Annotated in this window: 14 protein-coding genes, 1 tRNA gene and 1 pseudogene; 6 read left to right on the top strand and 10 right to left on the bottom strand. The window is 64.0% G+C overall.

The features are described from left to right. Positions 1–37: 37 nt before the first annotated feature. The 4 genes from JWQ90_RS24700 to JWQ90_RS24685 are packed head-to-tail and all read left to right on the top strand — an operon-like array spanning position 38 to position 3581. Positions 38–994, top strand: a complete 957-nt coding sequence (locus JWQ90_RS24700) for a LuxR C-terminal-related transcriptional regulator (protein WP_299697727.1) — start codon at positions 38–40, stop codon at positions 992–994. Positions 995–1012: 18 nt separating this feature from the next. After that, a complete protein-coding gene (locus JWQ90_RS24695; RefSeq protein ID WP_299697726.1) occupies positions 1013–1987 on the top strand; it encodes an MBL fold metallo-hydrolase in 975 nt (324 codons plus the stop codon). Positions 1988–2028: 41 nt separating this feature from the next. Next, on the top strand, positions 2029–3093 hold the full coding sequence (locus JWQ90_RS24690; RefSeq protein WP_299697725.1) for an aminopeptidase: 1065 nt from the start codon (positions 2029–2031) through the stop codon (positions 3091–3093). Continuing rightward, positions 3090–3581: a hypothetical protein gene (locus tag JWQ90_RS24685; protein WP_299697723.1), complete on the top strand. Its 492-nt coding sequence runs from the start codon at positions 3090–3092 to the stop codon at positions 3579–3581. Before JWQ90_RS24690 ends, JWQ90_RS24685 begins: the two co-directional genes overlap by 4 nt. A 582-nt stretch (positions 3582–4163) precedes the next feature. On the opposite strand, the gene JWQ90_RS24680 is transcribed toward JWQ90_RS24685, so the two are convergent. The 7 genes and pseudogenes from JWQ90_RS24680 to JWQ90_RS24650 all read right to left on the bottom strand — a co-directional run bounded on the left by JWQ90_RS24680 (position 4164) and on the right by JWQ90_RS24650 (position 8574). Then, complete coding sequence (locus JWQ90_RS24680) at positions 4164–4715, bottom strand: hypothetical protein (protein WP_299697721.1); 552 nt, start codon at positions 4713–4715, stop codon at positions 4164–4166. 197 nt (positions 4716–4912) lie between these two features. Then, positions 4913–5067: pseudogene (locus JWQ90_RS29295) on the bottom strand (acetyl-CoA C-acyltransferase); the annotation flags it as partial. 499 nt (positions 5068–5566) lie between these two features. Next, entirely contained in the window at positions 5567–5782 is a 216-nt protein-coding gene (locus JWQ90_RS24670; RefSeq protein ID WP_299697718.1) for an Arm DNA-binding domain-containing protein, read from the bottom strand. A 208-nt stretch (positions 5783–5990) separates the two neighbouring features. Continuing rightward, a tRNA-Gln gene (locus tag JWQ90_RS24665) sits at positions 5991–6064 on the bottom strand. 111 nt (positions 6065–6175) lie between these two features. Beyond that, entirely contained in the window at positions 6176–6574 is a 399-nt protein-coding gene (rpsI, locus tag JWQ90_RS24660) for a 30S ribosomal protein S9 (protein ID WP_299697716.1), read from the bottom strand. A 15-nt stretch (positions 6575–6589) separates the two neighbouring features. Beyond that, complete coding sequence (gene rplM / locus JWQ90_RS24655) at positions 6590–7027, bottom strand: 50S ribosomal protein L13 (RefSeq protein WP_299697715.1); 438 nt, start codon at positions 7025–7027, stop codon at positions 6590–6592. A gap of 155 nt (positions 7028–7182) precedes the next feature. After that, a complete protein-coding gene (locus JWQ90_RS24650; protein ID WP_299697713.1) occupies positions 7183–8574 on the bottom strand; it encodes a DUF1254 domain-containing protein in 1392 nt (463 codons plus the stop codon). A 202-nt stretch (positions 8575–8776) separates the two neighbouring features. Here JWQ90_RS24650 and JWQ90_RS24645 point away from each other — a divergent pair, with 202 nt between their 5' ends. Beyond that, positions 8777–9580: a lysophospholipid acyltransferase family protein gene (locus tag JWQ90_RS24645; RefSeq protein WP_299697712.1), complete on the top strand. Its 804-nt coding sequence runs from the start codon at positions 8777–8779 to the stop codon at positions 9578–9580. Between the two features lie 59 nt (positions 9581–9639). On the opposite strand, the gene JWQ90_RS24640 is transcribed toward JWQ90_RS24645, so the two are convergent. Genes JWQ90_RS24640 through JWQ90_RS24630 form a run of 3 tightly spaced genes read right to left on the bottom strand, consistent with a single transcriptional unit; the run spans position 9640 to position 12933 of the window. After that, on the bottom strand, positions 9640–10701 hold the full coding sequence (locus tag JWQ90_RS24640; RefSeq protein WP_299697711.1) for a PilT/PilU family type 4a pilus ATPase: 1062 nt from the start codon (positions 10699–10701) through the stop codon (positions 9640–9642). Between the two features lie 12 nt (positions 10702–10713). Further along, positions 10714–11880, bottom strand: coding sequence for a PilT/PilU family type 4a pilus ATPase (locus JWQ90_RS24635; RefSeq protein WP_299697709.1), 1167 nt, complete (start codon positions 11878–11880; stop codon positions 10714–10716). 15 nt (positions 11881–11895) lie between these two features. Further along, the gene (locus JWQ90_RS24630; RefSeq protein ID WP_299697707.1) at positions 11896–12933 is read right to left on the bottom strand and encodes a type IV pilus twitching motility protein PilT; all 1038 of its coding nucleotides are present in this window, start codon (positions 12931–12933) and stop codon (positions 11896–11898) included. Positions 12934–13027: 94 nt separating this feature from the next. Between JWQ90_RS24630 and JWQ90_RS24625 the strand changes: the two genes are divergently transcribed. Continuing rightward, positions 13028–13747, top strand: a complete 720-nt coding sequence (locus JWQ90_RS24625) for a YggS family pyridoxal phosphate-dependent enzyme (RefSeq protein ID WP_299697706.1) — start codon at positions 13028–13030, stop codon at positions 13745–13747. Positions 13748–13750: the final 3 nt, after the last annotated feature.

The raw sequence follows: 13750 nt of genomic DNA, 5'->3' as shown, positions 1-13750 counted from the left end.
GCTGAAATCAGGCTGTAAAACCAGTGCGAGGGACTGCATGGCGGACCATTTGGCGGCAGCGGATGCGCGCAGCCTCGATGACTTGATCCCGACGCTCTACCGGCTCGCGGTCGAGTGCGAATGGCAGGACTTCCGCAGCCACGCGCTGCGCGAAGTCGCACTGTGGAGCGGCGCCGTCGGCGGCGCCTGGCTGACCCGCTCCGACGGCAACATCGGCGAGTTCTCGATCTACCCGCCGGAGCTGGGCATCGAGCGCGCCCAGTTGATCGCGCTGAATCTGGCGGCGGGCGACGGCATGTCGACGATCGCGCCAGTGCCGCCCACGCTCGCCGCCCGTGGCGCCGCCGGCGCCAGGGCGGTACTTGCCGAAAGACAGCTGCATCGCGGCGACGCACTGCACAGCGTGCTGCTGCTGTACTTCACCAACGCCGTCCCATCGGCCGCGTTGTTCGGCCGCGCGCTGCGCCATCTGGCCGAAGCGGGCGCGTTGTCGCTGCACCAGTACATCCAGCGCGACGAATGGCTGCTGTCGCTGGGCCGCACCAATCGCGGCAGCGCGGCGGTGGTCGATTCGCACGGCACGGTGTACGCGGCCAGCAGCCGCTTCCGCGATCTCGTCGCCAAGCAGAGCGCGGCCAAGCCCGATTTCGCGCGGCTGCCGTTCGCGATCCCGGCGCCGGCACTGGAAGGCGACGAGGCCTTCTTCCAGGGCCCGCTGCATTTCCGCATCTCGCCGCTGGGCAATCTGTTTCAGCTGCACGCGCGCCGCCCGCTGCCGCTGGACGGCCTATCGCCCCGCGAGCAGCAGATCGCGCGGGCGCTCGGCAACGGCAAAACCTTCAAGAGCGTCGCACGCCAGTACGACATCGCGGTGTCGACGGTGGCCAACCATGCGTCGCGCATCTACCGCAAGCTCGGCATCTATCGGCGCGAAGACCTGGTCGACCTGGTGCGGCGCCCGCCGGCGCCGGAGCCGACCGTTATCAACCGCTAGCGCCGCGCTGCACCCCGCATGAGCACGACTAGCCCGCGGCTGCCGGCGGCCCAGGATCTGGGCCATGGCATCACCTGCATCGATACCGAGCAGCAGCGCCCGGGCCTGGCCTGCTGCTACCTGCTGCAACACGGCGGCGAGGCCGCGTTGATCGAATGCGGCACCTCGCACGGCGTGCCCGGCCTGCTGGCGCGGCTCGAGCAGATGGGCATTGCCCGCGAGCAAGTGCGCTACCTGATCCCGACGCATGTGCACCTGGACCATGCCGGCGGTGCCGGCCGGCTGATGCGCGAGCTGCCGAACGCCCAGCTGGTAGCGCACCCGCGCGGCGCCCGCCACCTGATCGACCCCAGCAAGCTGATCGCCGGCGCAACCGCGGTTTACGGCGAAGCCGCGATGCAGGCCATCTACGGTGAAATCCTGTCCGCCGACGAGTCGCGCATGATCGTCGCCGACGACGGCTATCGCCTGAACCTGGCCGGCCGCGAGCTGGTATTCATCGACTCACCCGGCCACGCACGCCATCACTTCTCGGTGTGGGACGCCGTCAGCCAGGGCTTCTTCACCGGCGACACCTTCGGCCTGTCATACCGCGCATTCGACGGCCCGGCCGGCCCCTGGCTGATGCCGACGACCACACCGGTGCAGTTCGAGCCCGAGGCCTGGGAGCGGACACTGGACCGCTACCTGAGCTACGCGCCGCAACGCATGTACCTGACCCACTACGGCGCCGTCGACGAGGTGCCACGCCTGGCGCACGAACTGCGCGCAGGCCTGATCGACTACCAGCACCTGGCGATGAGCGTCGAGGCCCGTGGCGCGGACCGCCAGCCGGCGATCAAGCAGGCGCTGTACGACTGGAGCTTTGCCGAACTGCGGCGCCGCCGCGTCGACATTCCGGAAGCTCTGGCCCGCGAATGGCTGGAGTTCGATCTGGATCTCAATGCCCAGGGCCTGGTCGTCTGGCTCGACAAGCAGCAATCGGCGCAGTGACATCCAAACATTCGCCGCCCGTCATTCCCGCCTTCGCGGGAATGACGCCCCGCACCACATGGGTCGCAGCAGCACTCGGCACGCTGCTGACGCTCACCGGTTGCGCCACCACCAGCTACTACCTGCAGCTCGCCCGCGGCCAGTACCAGCTGATGACCAGCCGCGAGCCGATCGCCGACGTCGTGCACGACCCCTCGCGCGATACACGCCTGCGCGAGCGTCTGGCCAAGGTGCAGGACGCGCGCCGCTACGCGGTCACCGCGCTGCACCTGCCCGACAACAAGAGCTACACCCTGTACTCCGACGTGCACCGCGACTACGTGGTCTGGAACGTGTTCGCCACGCCGGAGTTCTCGCTGGACGCGGTCGAATCCTGCTTCCCGATCGCCGGCTGCCTCGCCTACCGCGGCTTCTACGACGAGAAGGCGGCAGAATCACATGCCGCCGACCTGCGCGCCCAGGGTTTTGAGACCGAAATCGGCGGCGTCGCCGCGTACTCCACATTGGGCTGGTTCAACGACCCGGTGATCAACACGATGCTGCGCTGGTCCGACGCGCAGCTGATCGGCACACTGTTCCACGAGCTTGGCCACCAGAAGCTCTACGTCAAGAACGACACCGCGTTCAACGAATCCTTCGCCAACTTCGTCGAGCAGCAGGGCCTGAGCGACTACGGCGCAGCGCGTGGCCTCAACTCCGCTGACGAAGCGGCCCGCGAAAAACGCAGCCACGATTTCGTCGAGCTGATACTCGACGCACGCCAACGCCTGGAAAAAGCCTACGCCGCCACTCAGGACCGCGCCGAGCTGCGCGCCGCGAAGCAGACCGAGTTCGATCGCCTGATCAGCCGCTACCACCGGCTGCGCGACACCCAGTGGGCCGGCTACAAGGGCTACGACGGCTTCTTCGACGAACCGCTCAACAACGCGCGGCTGCTGCCCTTCGGCCTCTACGACCAATGGGTGCCGGCCTTCGCCGCGCTGTTCCACCAAAACAACGCCGACTGGCCCGCGTTTTATAAAGCGGCCAGCATCCTGGGCAAGCTGGAACCCGCCGCGCGCCGGGCGCGTCTGAAAGAACTCGCCGCCACGGAACCCCGGTCTTGAACCGCACCAGTGCAATCGCCAAAACCCTGGCCGCCCTCAGCCTGCTGCCGCTGCTGTGCGCCTTCGGCGGCAGCGACAAAACCTCTACCGAACGCCGCGACGCCAACCGCTTCATCCTGGAAAAACTCAATCGCCAGGCCGGCGACGGCTGGCAGCGCAGCGGGCAATTCTTCCTGTGGTCGTACCGCTTCTCAAAAGACGGCTGCGAGCTGACCATCAGCCGCGAAGCCGTCGACGGCGGCGAACTCGTACGCCAGATCGTTCCGATCGCCGACGTCGTACCGGTATGGCAGGGTGGCCCATCAGTCGGCCTGTACTGCCAGGCGACGACCGACTGCATCGAACTCGAAACCAAGGGCGGCGACCACGACGACAGCAAGCAGATCGGCGATACCGCGGTGCTCGCACCGCAGCCGGACGATCTGCCGAAGCTGGCGGATGCGTTCGGGGAGCTGCATCGGCTTTGTGATGATGCGTATGGGCGTTAGCTTGGTGCACGGCCCAAGGATCTAGATCAGGTGCGGAAGCACCAGCCCAAATGCGACACCGGCAACGAAAGTCATAGCGGAGTAAAGGTATCGACGCTTCAAGCGGTGCCGGCCATTGAAATCGTCATGGGAGAAGATCGTCATTGGATGGATTCTGCTGGATATGAACTTCGACGAATCAAGCACCATGCGTGTCGAGCGTCCCGGTTGCAACTAAGTCGCTCGCAGTGCGCGCAACCGCCTCAGTTGCTCCATCAAGTGATCGGCTTCAGCCAGGCTCAGCGAAAACCAGTTCGGAAACGGCGCCGTGTCCTTGCCGTCCGGAAGCCGGACGTAAGGACGCATGAGAACCGGCCCTTTGGGTCCGACCGTCAGCACGTCCCAATGCTCGCAGGAAATGTACTGAGGGCTATCCGCTGCCTTCATCTGTGCCCCATGTCGCGCCACGATCCCCATTGATCACCCACAAGGTATCAAGGAAATGTTTCGATTTAGCGCGTCTTCGAATGATGGCTGCATCGCCACGGTGTGCTCGAAGCCACAGGCCCGCCCAGTCCGTAACGTCTTTTGCTTTTAAGTAGTCTACTTGTGCGCTTCGATCGCTACGCCATTGACCTCGGCAGCTTCAACGACAAAGCCGCCTTTTGCCATTTTTTTAGCTCTTCCCGAGGCCTTTACGCTGTCGCCAATGTTCAAGCCCGCGTCGATGAAGCCGCGTGGGCGGAGATGAATGAAATCGCCAGTGTCGAGAATGACGCCGTTCGGAAGGCCATGCTTGGCAAAATTCAATCGCAACACCTTGCCCTTAAATACGCCGGTCTTTTTGCCGCCATTCGGTTTCTTCCCATCGACAGCCTGCAGGGCATGAAAACGAAAGACGGGATGGACGGGCTCGCCCTTTGGAGATGGCGCCACCGGTGCAGCTTTTACTTTCAGGGACTGACCCACCGAAATACCATCGAAAAACTCAGCTTCTTCATTCGGGTCGATAACGATCTGCGCAGGCGCGCCGCCGACCTCGATCAGCAAGCCTTCGAGGTCGCCCTTCGGATTTAATATCGGCTGGAGATACAGGCCGATCAAAACCTCTTGCTCGTCGGACTTACCTGCATAACGCGGATGTGCGGCCGGCATAACAAACTCCAAGTCAATCGGCATATAAAAGGGCACCCGCAGAGGAATAGCGGAACGCACTAAGCAAACGTGGACGCTTCGCCCTTTATCCCATTTGATATGGGCTTACCCATAGTCTAAAGCCGTAATCACCAAGGCCGTATTTGTTTCAATTTTGTGACAGCTGCGATCGCTAACAGGCGTTCGCGGGATCGCTGTCACAGCCGCTCGATGAGCATGGTGGGCGCCATTCCGCCCGCCGCGCACATCGTAACGATGGCGCGCTTGAGATCGCGCCCTCCAACTCGTCGAGCACGGCGCCGATCAGCAGCGCGGCGGTGGCGCCGATCGGATCGCCCAGCGCGACGGTGCCGTCGGCACAGCCTTCCCACCACTCTATGGCCGGCCCCCGGTGGGCGTGACCCTCGGTCAGTACCGGCAGCAGCAGATTGGCGTCAGCGATGTGCCGCATGCGCCGGTGCCTCATCGGCTTCCGCGACCGATTCGGCGTCCAGGCGTTTCACCGCATCCGCGCTGAGCTTGCGCAACGGAGCGTCGGCGGAGAGTTGAATCGGTGGGCTGGTCATTCGTCAGTGAACTGAGGGCATGCCATCAAAGAAAACTTCGTTCAATGGCTGCTTGCGAGGCGCTTGGTTGGCTCCGCGCTGTAAGGCTGGCGTTTGAGCCATTCGCTGATCGTCCGCTTCACGCCGTAAGCGGCCCCAAGCCCGCCATCGGAGCGGATAATTTGAGCAAGGCACGCATGCCACACTTTCAAGTGGCCATCAGGGTTTGGCCTGCGCCGCGCCGGATCGGCGTTACCTTGCTTTCACCGGACGCCATACGGTCAAGCAGATCGGCCCAGTCCTGCATCATCTTGCGCCGCGGCTCCGGCGACTGCCGCCTTTCAGGGTCGTCTCCGGGTAGGGCTTGCCGACGACGATCATCTTCGGCTTGCCGCCAAAGCGATAGCCTAGGCGCCAGTATTTCGAGCCGTCAGGCATCACGATCAGGGTGAGGCCATGGCCGGCCGACAATGCGTATTTTTCCTGCCGTGGCCTGGCGTTACGGACTTCCAGGTCCGTCAACTTGATTCCCATAATGTAGTACCAGGTTGGAACTTCTCCTGGAGCGTGTAGTAAATGGCTTCGTCTCGCCACCTTTACTACACAAATTACTACACAGGCTTTTCCGGCTTTGCTCGGCGCCACCGGGAAGTTACGGGCACAAAAAACCCCGCACCAGCGGGGTTTAGAATCGAAGCGGGACGGTATCGGACGGCTTCGGACAACTTATTGGTTGGGGGACTAGGACTCGAACCTAGATAAACAGTGTCAGAGACTGTTGTCCTACCATTAGACGATCCCCCAACAGAAACCTTGTGAGAAGCAGCAGGCTGGACGACCAGTCTAATGCCTCCAAAAACTCTCTCCAAGGGCTTCGCCCGGAAACCAGGCGAAGCACCCGAAGAGCAAAGCGCCTTAGCGCTTGGAGTACTGTGGCGCGCGGCGGGCCTTGTGCAGACCGACCTTCTTACGCTCGACTTCACGTGCGTCGCGGGTGACGAGGCCGGCATCACGCAGCGTCTTGCGCAACGTTTCGTCGTACTGGATCAGCGCACGGGTGATGCCGTGACGGATCGCGCCGGCCTGGCCGGACGGGCCGCCGCCGGCAACCGTGATGTAGATGTCGAAGCGGGTGACCGCATCGACCAGTTCCAGCGGCTGACGGACCAGCATGCGGCTGGTTTCGCGGCCGAAATACTGTTCGAGCGTCTTGCTGTTGACGGTGATCACGCCGGAACCCGGCTTGATGAACACGCGGGCCGCGGCGGACTTGCGGCGGCCGGTGCCGTAATTCTGATTGGTGGGCTGAGCCATGATGTCGGGACCGGTTTAGATGTTGAGCGGCAGCGGCTGCTGCGCGGTGTGCGGGTGCTCGGCACCGGCATACACCTTGAGCTTGCGATAGTTGGCGTAGCCCAGCGGGCCCTTGGGCAGCATGCCCTTGACCGCCTTCTCGAGCACGCGCTCGGGGTGCTTGGCCATCATGTCAGACAGTGCCGTCTGCTTGATGCCGCCCGGGTGCATCGTGTGGCGCCAGTAGATCTTGCCGTCCATGCCGTTCATCTTGTTGCCGGTGAAGGCCAACTTCGCGGCGTTGATCACGACGATGTAATCGCCGGTGTCGACGTGCGGGGTGAATTCGGGCTTGTGCTTGCCGCGCAGGCGGCGGGCGATTTCGGTGGCCAGTCGGCCGAGCGTCTTGCCGTCCGCGTCGACGATGTACCAGTCGCGCTTGACGGTCTCGCCCTTCGCCATGAAGGTTTTCATCAATGTCATCCAGCTAGCCCACGCATGTGGGTCGTTATAGTTCAGTTTGCCCGCCGCGTTGTACCAACGTCGGCGACAGCCACGGCAAACCTCGTGAGGGCGCGAATTGTAGTGATCGCCCGGACAGAAAGCAACCATATCGGGGAGTGCACTGGCTATTGTGGCAGCACCGCCGGCAGCCGATAACGGCCGTCGACCAGACTGGCGTCCGGCAGATAGGCACGGAGTACCAGTGCGAACGGCCCCGCCGGCGCCGGCAGCCAGTTGGCGCTCGCCTGCCCGCCCGGGTCGCGGTGTCCGACGTGCAGCGTCAGCGAGCCGTCGCTGCCATAGACCAGATCCGGCGTGCGATCACCGATCGCGTAACGCTTCTGCTCGTTGTCGTAGAAAAACAGGTTTCCGTTCGCTTCGGGCTGATACAGCGTCACCGACCAGAACGCCCTGGCCGGCGGCAACTGGCCGGAGGGGAAGCGCAACGTGTAGTCCTGATTGCCGTCGTAGCGCTGCGGCGTCGCGGTATCGCCAGCGCCGAACACATAAACCGCCTCCTTCAGCGGCAGCGCTCCCAGGCCGACCAGCGCGACGGTCGCGCGGTAGCCATAGTCGCTGCCGAAGTCGCCGAGGCCAGGCTTCGGATAGACCCAGCCCTGCTCGGGCGTGCCGCCCAGCGAGCCGCTGCTGGCGCGCTGGTAGGCGCGTTGTGCGCCGGCGGCCAGCGCCTCGCGTTCGCTGGCGCTGAAAGCCGCGGCATCGAAATGCCCGGTGCCGAGACCGAGCCGTGTCAGCGCCGCGCTCGCGGCAGGCAGCGGGCATTCTGCGAGCAACCAGTCGGCATAGTCGAAAAAACCTTCCCAGTCGGTCAGCCCAGGCACGGTCTGGCTGACCGACGCCGGGGGCGACACCGACTTGCCGCCGTCGACCGCGGCGATATGCAGCTGGTTCTGCACCGCCCAAGCCGCGGGCAGATCGGCCTGATCGCGCACGTAGGTCCGGCCCAGCGCCCACAGCGACCGGGTCGGCGAACGGATCAGCTCGACACCGGCCGGCACGCTGCCCTGCCAGCCGGGCGGCGCGATCCAGAACCGCTTTGCCACACCACCGTCGCGACGCGTGCCGAGGACGTCGATGTTGTTCGAGTAGAAATCCATCAGCGCCAGCGAAAAATAGCGTGCGCCGCTGGCCGGGATGTCGATCTGCAGGGGCGCCTCAGTCAGCAGCAACCAGGCCGAGGAGTACAGCGTGTCGGCGTTCGGCGTCGTCACCGTGCGCGATTGCGCGTTGGACAGCATCCGCCGGTGTGTGAACACATTCGGCTGCTGAACCAGCGTATCGAAGGCGGCCTTGCGTGCCGCGGCGAGCTCAAACAGCGGCAGTGCGTAGGCGTAGGCATCGTCTGCGCTCTGCTCAAAGCTCGCCGGCGCGGCGGCCTGGGTGGCCGCGATCGACTCGGGCCCGGGCTCGGTGCCGGCATTCGCGCACGCGGAGAGCAGCAACGGCAGCAGAAAAATCCAAGGGTGTGTCGCGCGGCGCAAGAAATGGGTGACCATGACAGCAGCTCTTCGTGAACGGGCCAGAAGCCTAGGCTTCGACGTCAGGGTGTAAGCAAAGAGCAAATATGCTAACTCGGGCGAACGCAGCGACGATTGCCTTGTCTATGCAAAGCCTCATCCCCCAGAACGCGCAAATTCCACATCAGCCAGCCCGACCGGACCTGCGCCAACGCGTTAAGCTAAAGCTCGACGCGATGCAATGTGTTCCGCGCATCATCAGACTCAGCTCCATCAGCCCGCGTCCCACCGCATCGCGCGCCGTGTTCCACCCGCGGATCACCCCGAGGGGCTCATCGCCCACGGGTTACGCGCTGGAGACGTCCCCATCAATCGCTACCTGCTTTTCTTCGCTTATCTGCTGGTCCGGGCGCTGGCGTCGACCTATCGATTCCGCTCGGCCAAACCGCCGATCGCGCCCGGCACCGGCCCCGCCGACGGCTACGTGCTCGCGATCTGGCATCAGAATCTTTTCTCCGGAATTCTCGCGCAGTCCGCGAAACGCCATTGCGTGATCGTGTCGCGCTCGCGCGATGGCGATCCGGCCAGCTACCTGTGCCGCAAGCTCGGCCACGAAGTCGTGCGCGGCAGCTCCAGAAAGAAGGACGGCCGCGACAAGGGCGGCAAGCTGGCCAAGGACGAGATGATCGACCGCCTGCGTGCCGGCCTGCCCGGCGCGGTCACCGTGGATGGCCCGAACGGCCCGGCCTTCGAGGTCAAGCCCGGCATCATCGAGATGGCGCGTCTCGCCGGCGTTCCGGTGGTGCCCTACCTGACGCTGCCGCGGCGCTACTGGTCGTTCCCGAGTTGGGATTCGTTCCGCCTGCCGAAGCCGTTCACGCGCATCGACATCTGCTACGGCGCACCGATCCATGTGCCGGCGAATGCGGATTTCTCCGACTTTCCGCGCTATCAGGCCGCGATCACGGCATCGTTGCAAGCACTGGAGCTGGGCACGAAGTCGAGCCGCCGCCGCCCAGCAAAACTCGCGATCCAGACACCGTAGGGCGGGTCGCGACCCGCCTCTTTTGGCGCGCCGGTTGAATCGGCGGGTCGCGACCCGCCCTACCCGCCGAAATTGATTTTCGCTTCAAGGTTGGAGCGCGAATCGGCGTTGTCGAGCGCTTCGTCGAGTTCGATCAGGCCGCGCTTCCACAACTGGTGCAGCGACTGATCGAAAGTCTGCATGCCGCCCTGGGACGACTGATCCATCGCCTGCGGAATCTCGTCGATGCGGCGGTTCAGGATCAGGTCCTGCATGAACGGCGTATTGATCAGCACCTCGACCGCAGCGCAGCGCTTGCCGTCCTTGCGCCGCACCAGCCGCTGCGAAACCACCGCTCGCAAGGTCAGCGACAAGTCCAGGTACAGCTGGTCGCGACGATCCTGCGGATATAGATTGACGACGCGCTGCAGCGCTTGCGATGCGTTGTTGGCATGCAGCGACGACAGCGCCAGATGGCCGGTATTGGCCAGCTGCACGCAAGCGTCCATGGTTTCGCGTGAGCGCACCTCGCCGATCAGCACCACGTCGGGTGCCTCGCGCATCGCGCTGATCAGCGCGCGCTCGTAGCTGTGCGTGTCCTGCCCGACTTCGCGCTGATTGACGATCGAGCGCCGGTTCGGATGCACGAACTCGATCGGGTCCTCGATCGTCAGAATGTGGCCGCCGGCATTCTCGTTGCGATGATTGATCATCGCTGCCAGGGTCGTGCTCTTGCCCGAGCCGGCCGCACCGACCATCAGGATCAGGCCGCGCTTCTGCATGATCAGCGGCTTCAGCGCCTCGGGCAGATCGAGCGCGTCCAGCTGCGGCACTTCGGCCTTGACGTGGCGCAGCACCATGCTGATGGCACCGCGCTGATAGAAAACGTTGACGCGAAACCGCCCGAGCGAGCCGGTCTGCAGTGCCAGGTCCAGCTCCAGCTCGCGCGCCAGCTGTGCCTGCTGCCCGGGCGTCAGCACGCTGTAAATCAGGTCTCGCAGAAATTCTTCGGTCAGGATGGTCTTGCCGACCGCGAGCATCTCGCCCTCGATCTTCAGCATCGGCGGCGCACCGTTGCTGAAGAACAGGTCGGACCCGTTCTTGTCCGCGGCGAGCTTCAGGTACGGCAGTAATTTGATCATCGCCGGACTCGCTCAGCGATGGCGCAGCGGTTCGTCTGGCCCCGGCTTCATGCCCATGCTTTTCACCGTCTCGTCGGCATGCAGATCCTGGCTGGCGCGCTTGGATTCGAGCTTCACCCGCAGGCGCAGTTCGTTCTGCGAATCGGCGTTGCGCAAGGCTTCTTCGTAGGTGATATCGCCGCTTTCGAAAAGCTGGAACAGGTACTGGTCGAAGGTGATCATGCCTTGCTCGTTCGAGCGCTTCATCACCTCTTTGATGCTCGACACTTCGCCCTTGAAGATCAGATCCGAAATCAGCGGTGAATTCAGCAGGATCTCCATCGCCGCCGCGCGGCCGCCGCCTTCCTTGCGTACCAGGCGCTGCGAGATGATCGCGCGCAGATTCAGCGACAGGTCCATCAGCAGCTGGTCACGCTTTTCTTCGGGGAAGAAATTGATGATGCGATCCAGCGCCTGGTTGGCGCTGTTGGCATGCAGCGTCGCCAGCACCAGATGGCCGGTTTCGGCGAAGTTGATCGCATACTCCATGGTTTCATGTGCCCGGATCTCGCCGATCAGGATCACGTCCGGCGCCTGGCGCAGCGTGTTCTTCAGCGCCATGTCCCAGCTCTGCGTATCGACGCCGACCTCGCGCTGGGTGACCACGCAGCCGCCGTGCGGATGCACGAACTCGATCGGGTCTTCGATCGTGATGATGTGGCCCTGCGAGTTGTCGTTGCGGTAGCCGACCATCGCCGCCAGCGAGGTGCTCTTGCCGGAGCCGGTGGCGCCGACCATCAGCACCAGGCCGCGCTTGGCCATCACCACATCCTGCAGGCTGGTCGGCAGGCCAAGTTCCTCGAACTTCGGGATCGTGGTGTTGATGGTTCGCAACACACCGCCGACCCGGCCCTGCTGCACGAAAGCGTTGACGCGGAAGCGGCCGATGCCCGGCGGCGCGATTGCGAAATTGCATTCGCTGCTCGCTTCGAATTCCTTGACCTGGCGATCGTTCATGATCGCGCGGATCACCACCGCCGAATCTTCCGCGGAGAGCGGTCTTTCCATCACCGGCGTCAGCTTGCCGTCGATCTTGATCGCCGGCGGAAAGCCCGCCGTCAGGAACAGGTCGGAGCCGGATCGCTGCTTCATCAGCAACAGCAGCTGCTGCACCAGCTTGATCGCCTGATCGCGCTCCATTAGATCGGTCCCATGTCAGCTCAGCTCCAGCGGCTTGTTGGACTTGCGCTTGGCCTCGCCGACATCAACCAGCCCGCGCTTGACCAGATCGCGCAGGCATTGCTCCAGCGTCTGCATGCCGTCTTTCTGGCCGGTCTGGATCGAGGAATACATCTGCGCGATCTTGTTCTCGCGGATCAGGTTACGGATCGCGGGCGTGCCGAGCATGATCTCGTGCGCCGCGATACGACCGCCGCCTTTCTTCTTCATCAGCGTCTGCGAAATCACCGCGCGCAGACCTTCGGACAGCATCGATCGGACCATTTCCTTTTCCGCCGCCGGGAACACGTCGACGATGCGATCGATGGTCTTGGCCGCCGACGAAGTGTGCAGCGTGCCGAGCACCAGATGGCCGGTTTCGGCGGCGGTCAGCGCCAGCCGGATCGTCTCCAGATCGCGCAGCTCGCCGACCAGAATCGTGTCCGGGTCCTCGCGCAGCGCCGAGCGCAGCGCTTCGTTGAAGCCCAATGTGTCGCGATGCACTTCGCGCTGGTTGATCAGGCATTTCTTCGGCTGATGCACGAACTCGATCGGGTCCTCGATCGTCAGGATGTGGCCGTACTCGGTCTCGTTCTTGTGGTTGACCATCGCCGCCAGCGTGGTCGACTTGCCCGAGCCGGTCGGGCCGGTGACCAGGATCAGCCCGCGCGGCGTATCGGACAGTTCGCGGAAGATCGGCGGGCACTTGAGCTCTTCCAGCGACAGGATCTTGGACGGGATCGTGCGGAATACCGCGCCGGCGCCGCGCGCCTGGTTGAAGGCGTTGACACGGAAGCGCGCCAGCCCCGGAATCTCGAAAGAGAAATCGCACTCCAGAAATTCGTCGAAAGCCTTGCGCTGCTTGTCGTTCATGATGTCGTAGACCATGCCATGAACGTCTTTTTGATCCAGTGGCGGCAGATTGATGCGCTTGACGTCGCCGTCAACCCGGATCATCGGCTCCACACCCGCCGAAAGATGCAGATCGGACGCACCTTGCTGCACGCCGAAAGTCAGCAGTTGCGCGATATCCATCGGCTCTGAGGCCCCTGTCTTGTGGCGAGATCTGGTCCGACGAGACACTATCGGCATTCCACAGACCCCGCAATGCACGCCGCCCCCACTACGGATGCCCGACCTCGCCGCCCGTCTGAAACTCGTCAGCGCCCGCATCGACCAAGCCTGCACAGCGTCTGGACGAGCGCGCGAAGGCGTGCGCCTGCTCGCGGTGTCGAAGACCGTGGATGTCGCCAGCCTGCGTGCGGCGCAGCGGCTCGGCGTTGGCGATTTCGGCGAGAGCTATCTGCAGGAAGCGCTGCCCAAGATCGCGGCGCTGGGGCCGCGGCCGGTCTGGCATTTCATCGGCCCGATCCAGTCGAACAAGACCCGCGATATCGCCGCGCACTTCGACTGGGTGCACGGCGTCGACCGGCTGAAGATCGCCGAACGCCTGTCAGCACAAAGACCGGCGGAGCTGCCGCCGCTGTCAGTTTGCGTGCAGGTCAACATTTCGCGCGAAGCGAGCAAGGCAGGCTGCGCGCCTGAAGACGCCGCCGAATTGTGCCTGGCCATCGCCGCGCTGCCGCAGCTGCGCCTGCGCGGACTGATGGCGATCCCGGCGCCGCTGGACGACGCTGCCGGTCCGGCCCTAGCGCGCAAACCCTATGCGGCGCTGCGCGAACTCGCGCAGCAGGTAAAATCGCAGCTGGAACAGCAGCGGCCGCACAGTGTCAGCGACTTCGACACGATCTCCGCCGGCATGTCGGACGATCTGGAAGCCGCGATCACCGAGGGCAGCACCCTGGTCCGCGTCGGCAGCGCGCTGTTCGGCGACCGTCCCTACACCTAGAGA

The organism is Hydrocarboniphaga sp. (assembly GCF_028291725.1).
Lineage (GTDB): Bacteria > Pseudomonadota > Gammaproteobacteria > Nevskiales > Nevskiaceae > Hydrocarboniphaga.
Note: the sequence above shows the minus strand (reverse complement) of the source record. Positions and strands in the feature narration are given on the sequence as shown.

Bases quoted from the DNA above. Each gene is read 5' to 3' on its own strand.
- JWQ90_RS24650 (WP_299697713.1), bottom strand. From the start codon at position 8,574: ATGGTCACCCATTTCTTGCGCCGCGCGACACACCCTTGGATTTTTCTG.
- JWQ90_RS24635 (WP_299697709.1), bottom strand. From the start codon at position 11,880: ATGGAGCGCGATCAGGCGATCAAGCTGGTGCAGCAGCTGCTGTTGCTG.
- JWQ90_RS24640 (WP_299697711.1), bottom strand. From the start codon at position 10,701: ATGATCAAATTACTGCCGTACCTGAAGCTCGCCGCGGACAAGAACGGG.
- JWQ90_RS24630 (WP_299697707.1), bottom strand. From the start codon at position 12,933: ATGGATATCGCGCAACTGCTGACTTTCGGCGTGCAGCAAGGTGCGTCC.
- JWQ90_RS24625 (WP_299697706.1), top strand. From the start codon at position 13,028: ATGCCCGACCTCGCCGCCCGTCTGAAACTCGTCAGCGCCCGCATCGAC.
- JWQ90_RS24695 (WP_299697726.1), top strand. From the start codon at position 1,013: ATGAGCACGACTAGCCCGCGGCTGCCGGCGGCCCAGGATCTGGGCCAT.
- rpsI (WP_299697716.1), bottom strand. From the start codon at position 6,574: ATGGCTCAGCCCACCAATCAGAATTACGGCACCGGCCGCCGCAAGTCC.
- JWQ90_RS24700 (WP_299697727.1), top strand. From the start codon at position 38: ATGGCGGACCATTTGGCGGCAGCGGATGCGCGCAGCCTCGATGACTTG.
- rplM (WP_299697715.1), bottom strand. From the start codon at position 7,027: ATGAAAACCTTCATGGCGAAGGGCGAGACCGTCAAGCGCGACTGGTAC.
- JWQ90_RS24690 (WP_299697725.1), top strand. From the start codon at position 2,029: ATGACGCCCCGCACCACATGGGTCGCAGCAGCACTCGGCACGCTGCTG.
- JWQ90_RS24645 (WP_299697712.1), top strand. From the start codon at position 8,777: ATGTGTTCCGCGCATCATCAGACTCAGCTCCATCAGCCCGCGTCCCAC.
- JWQ90_RS24680 (WP_299697721.1), bottom strand. From the start codon at position 4,715: ATGCCGGCCGCACATCCGCGTTATGCAGGTAAGTCCGACGAGCAAGAG.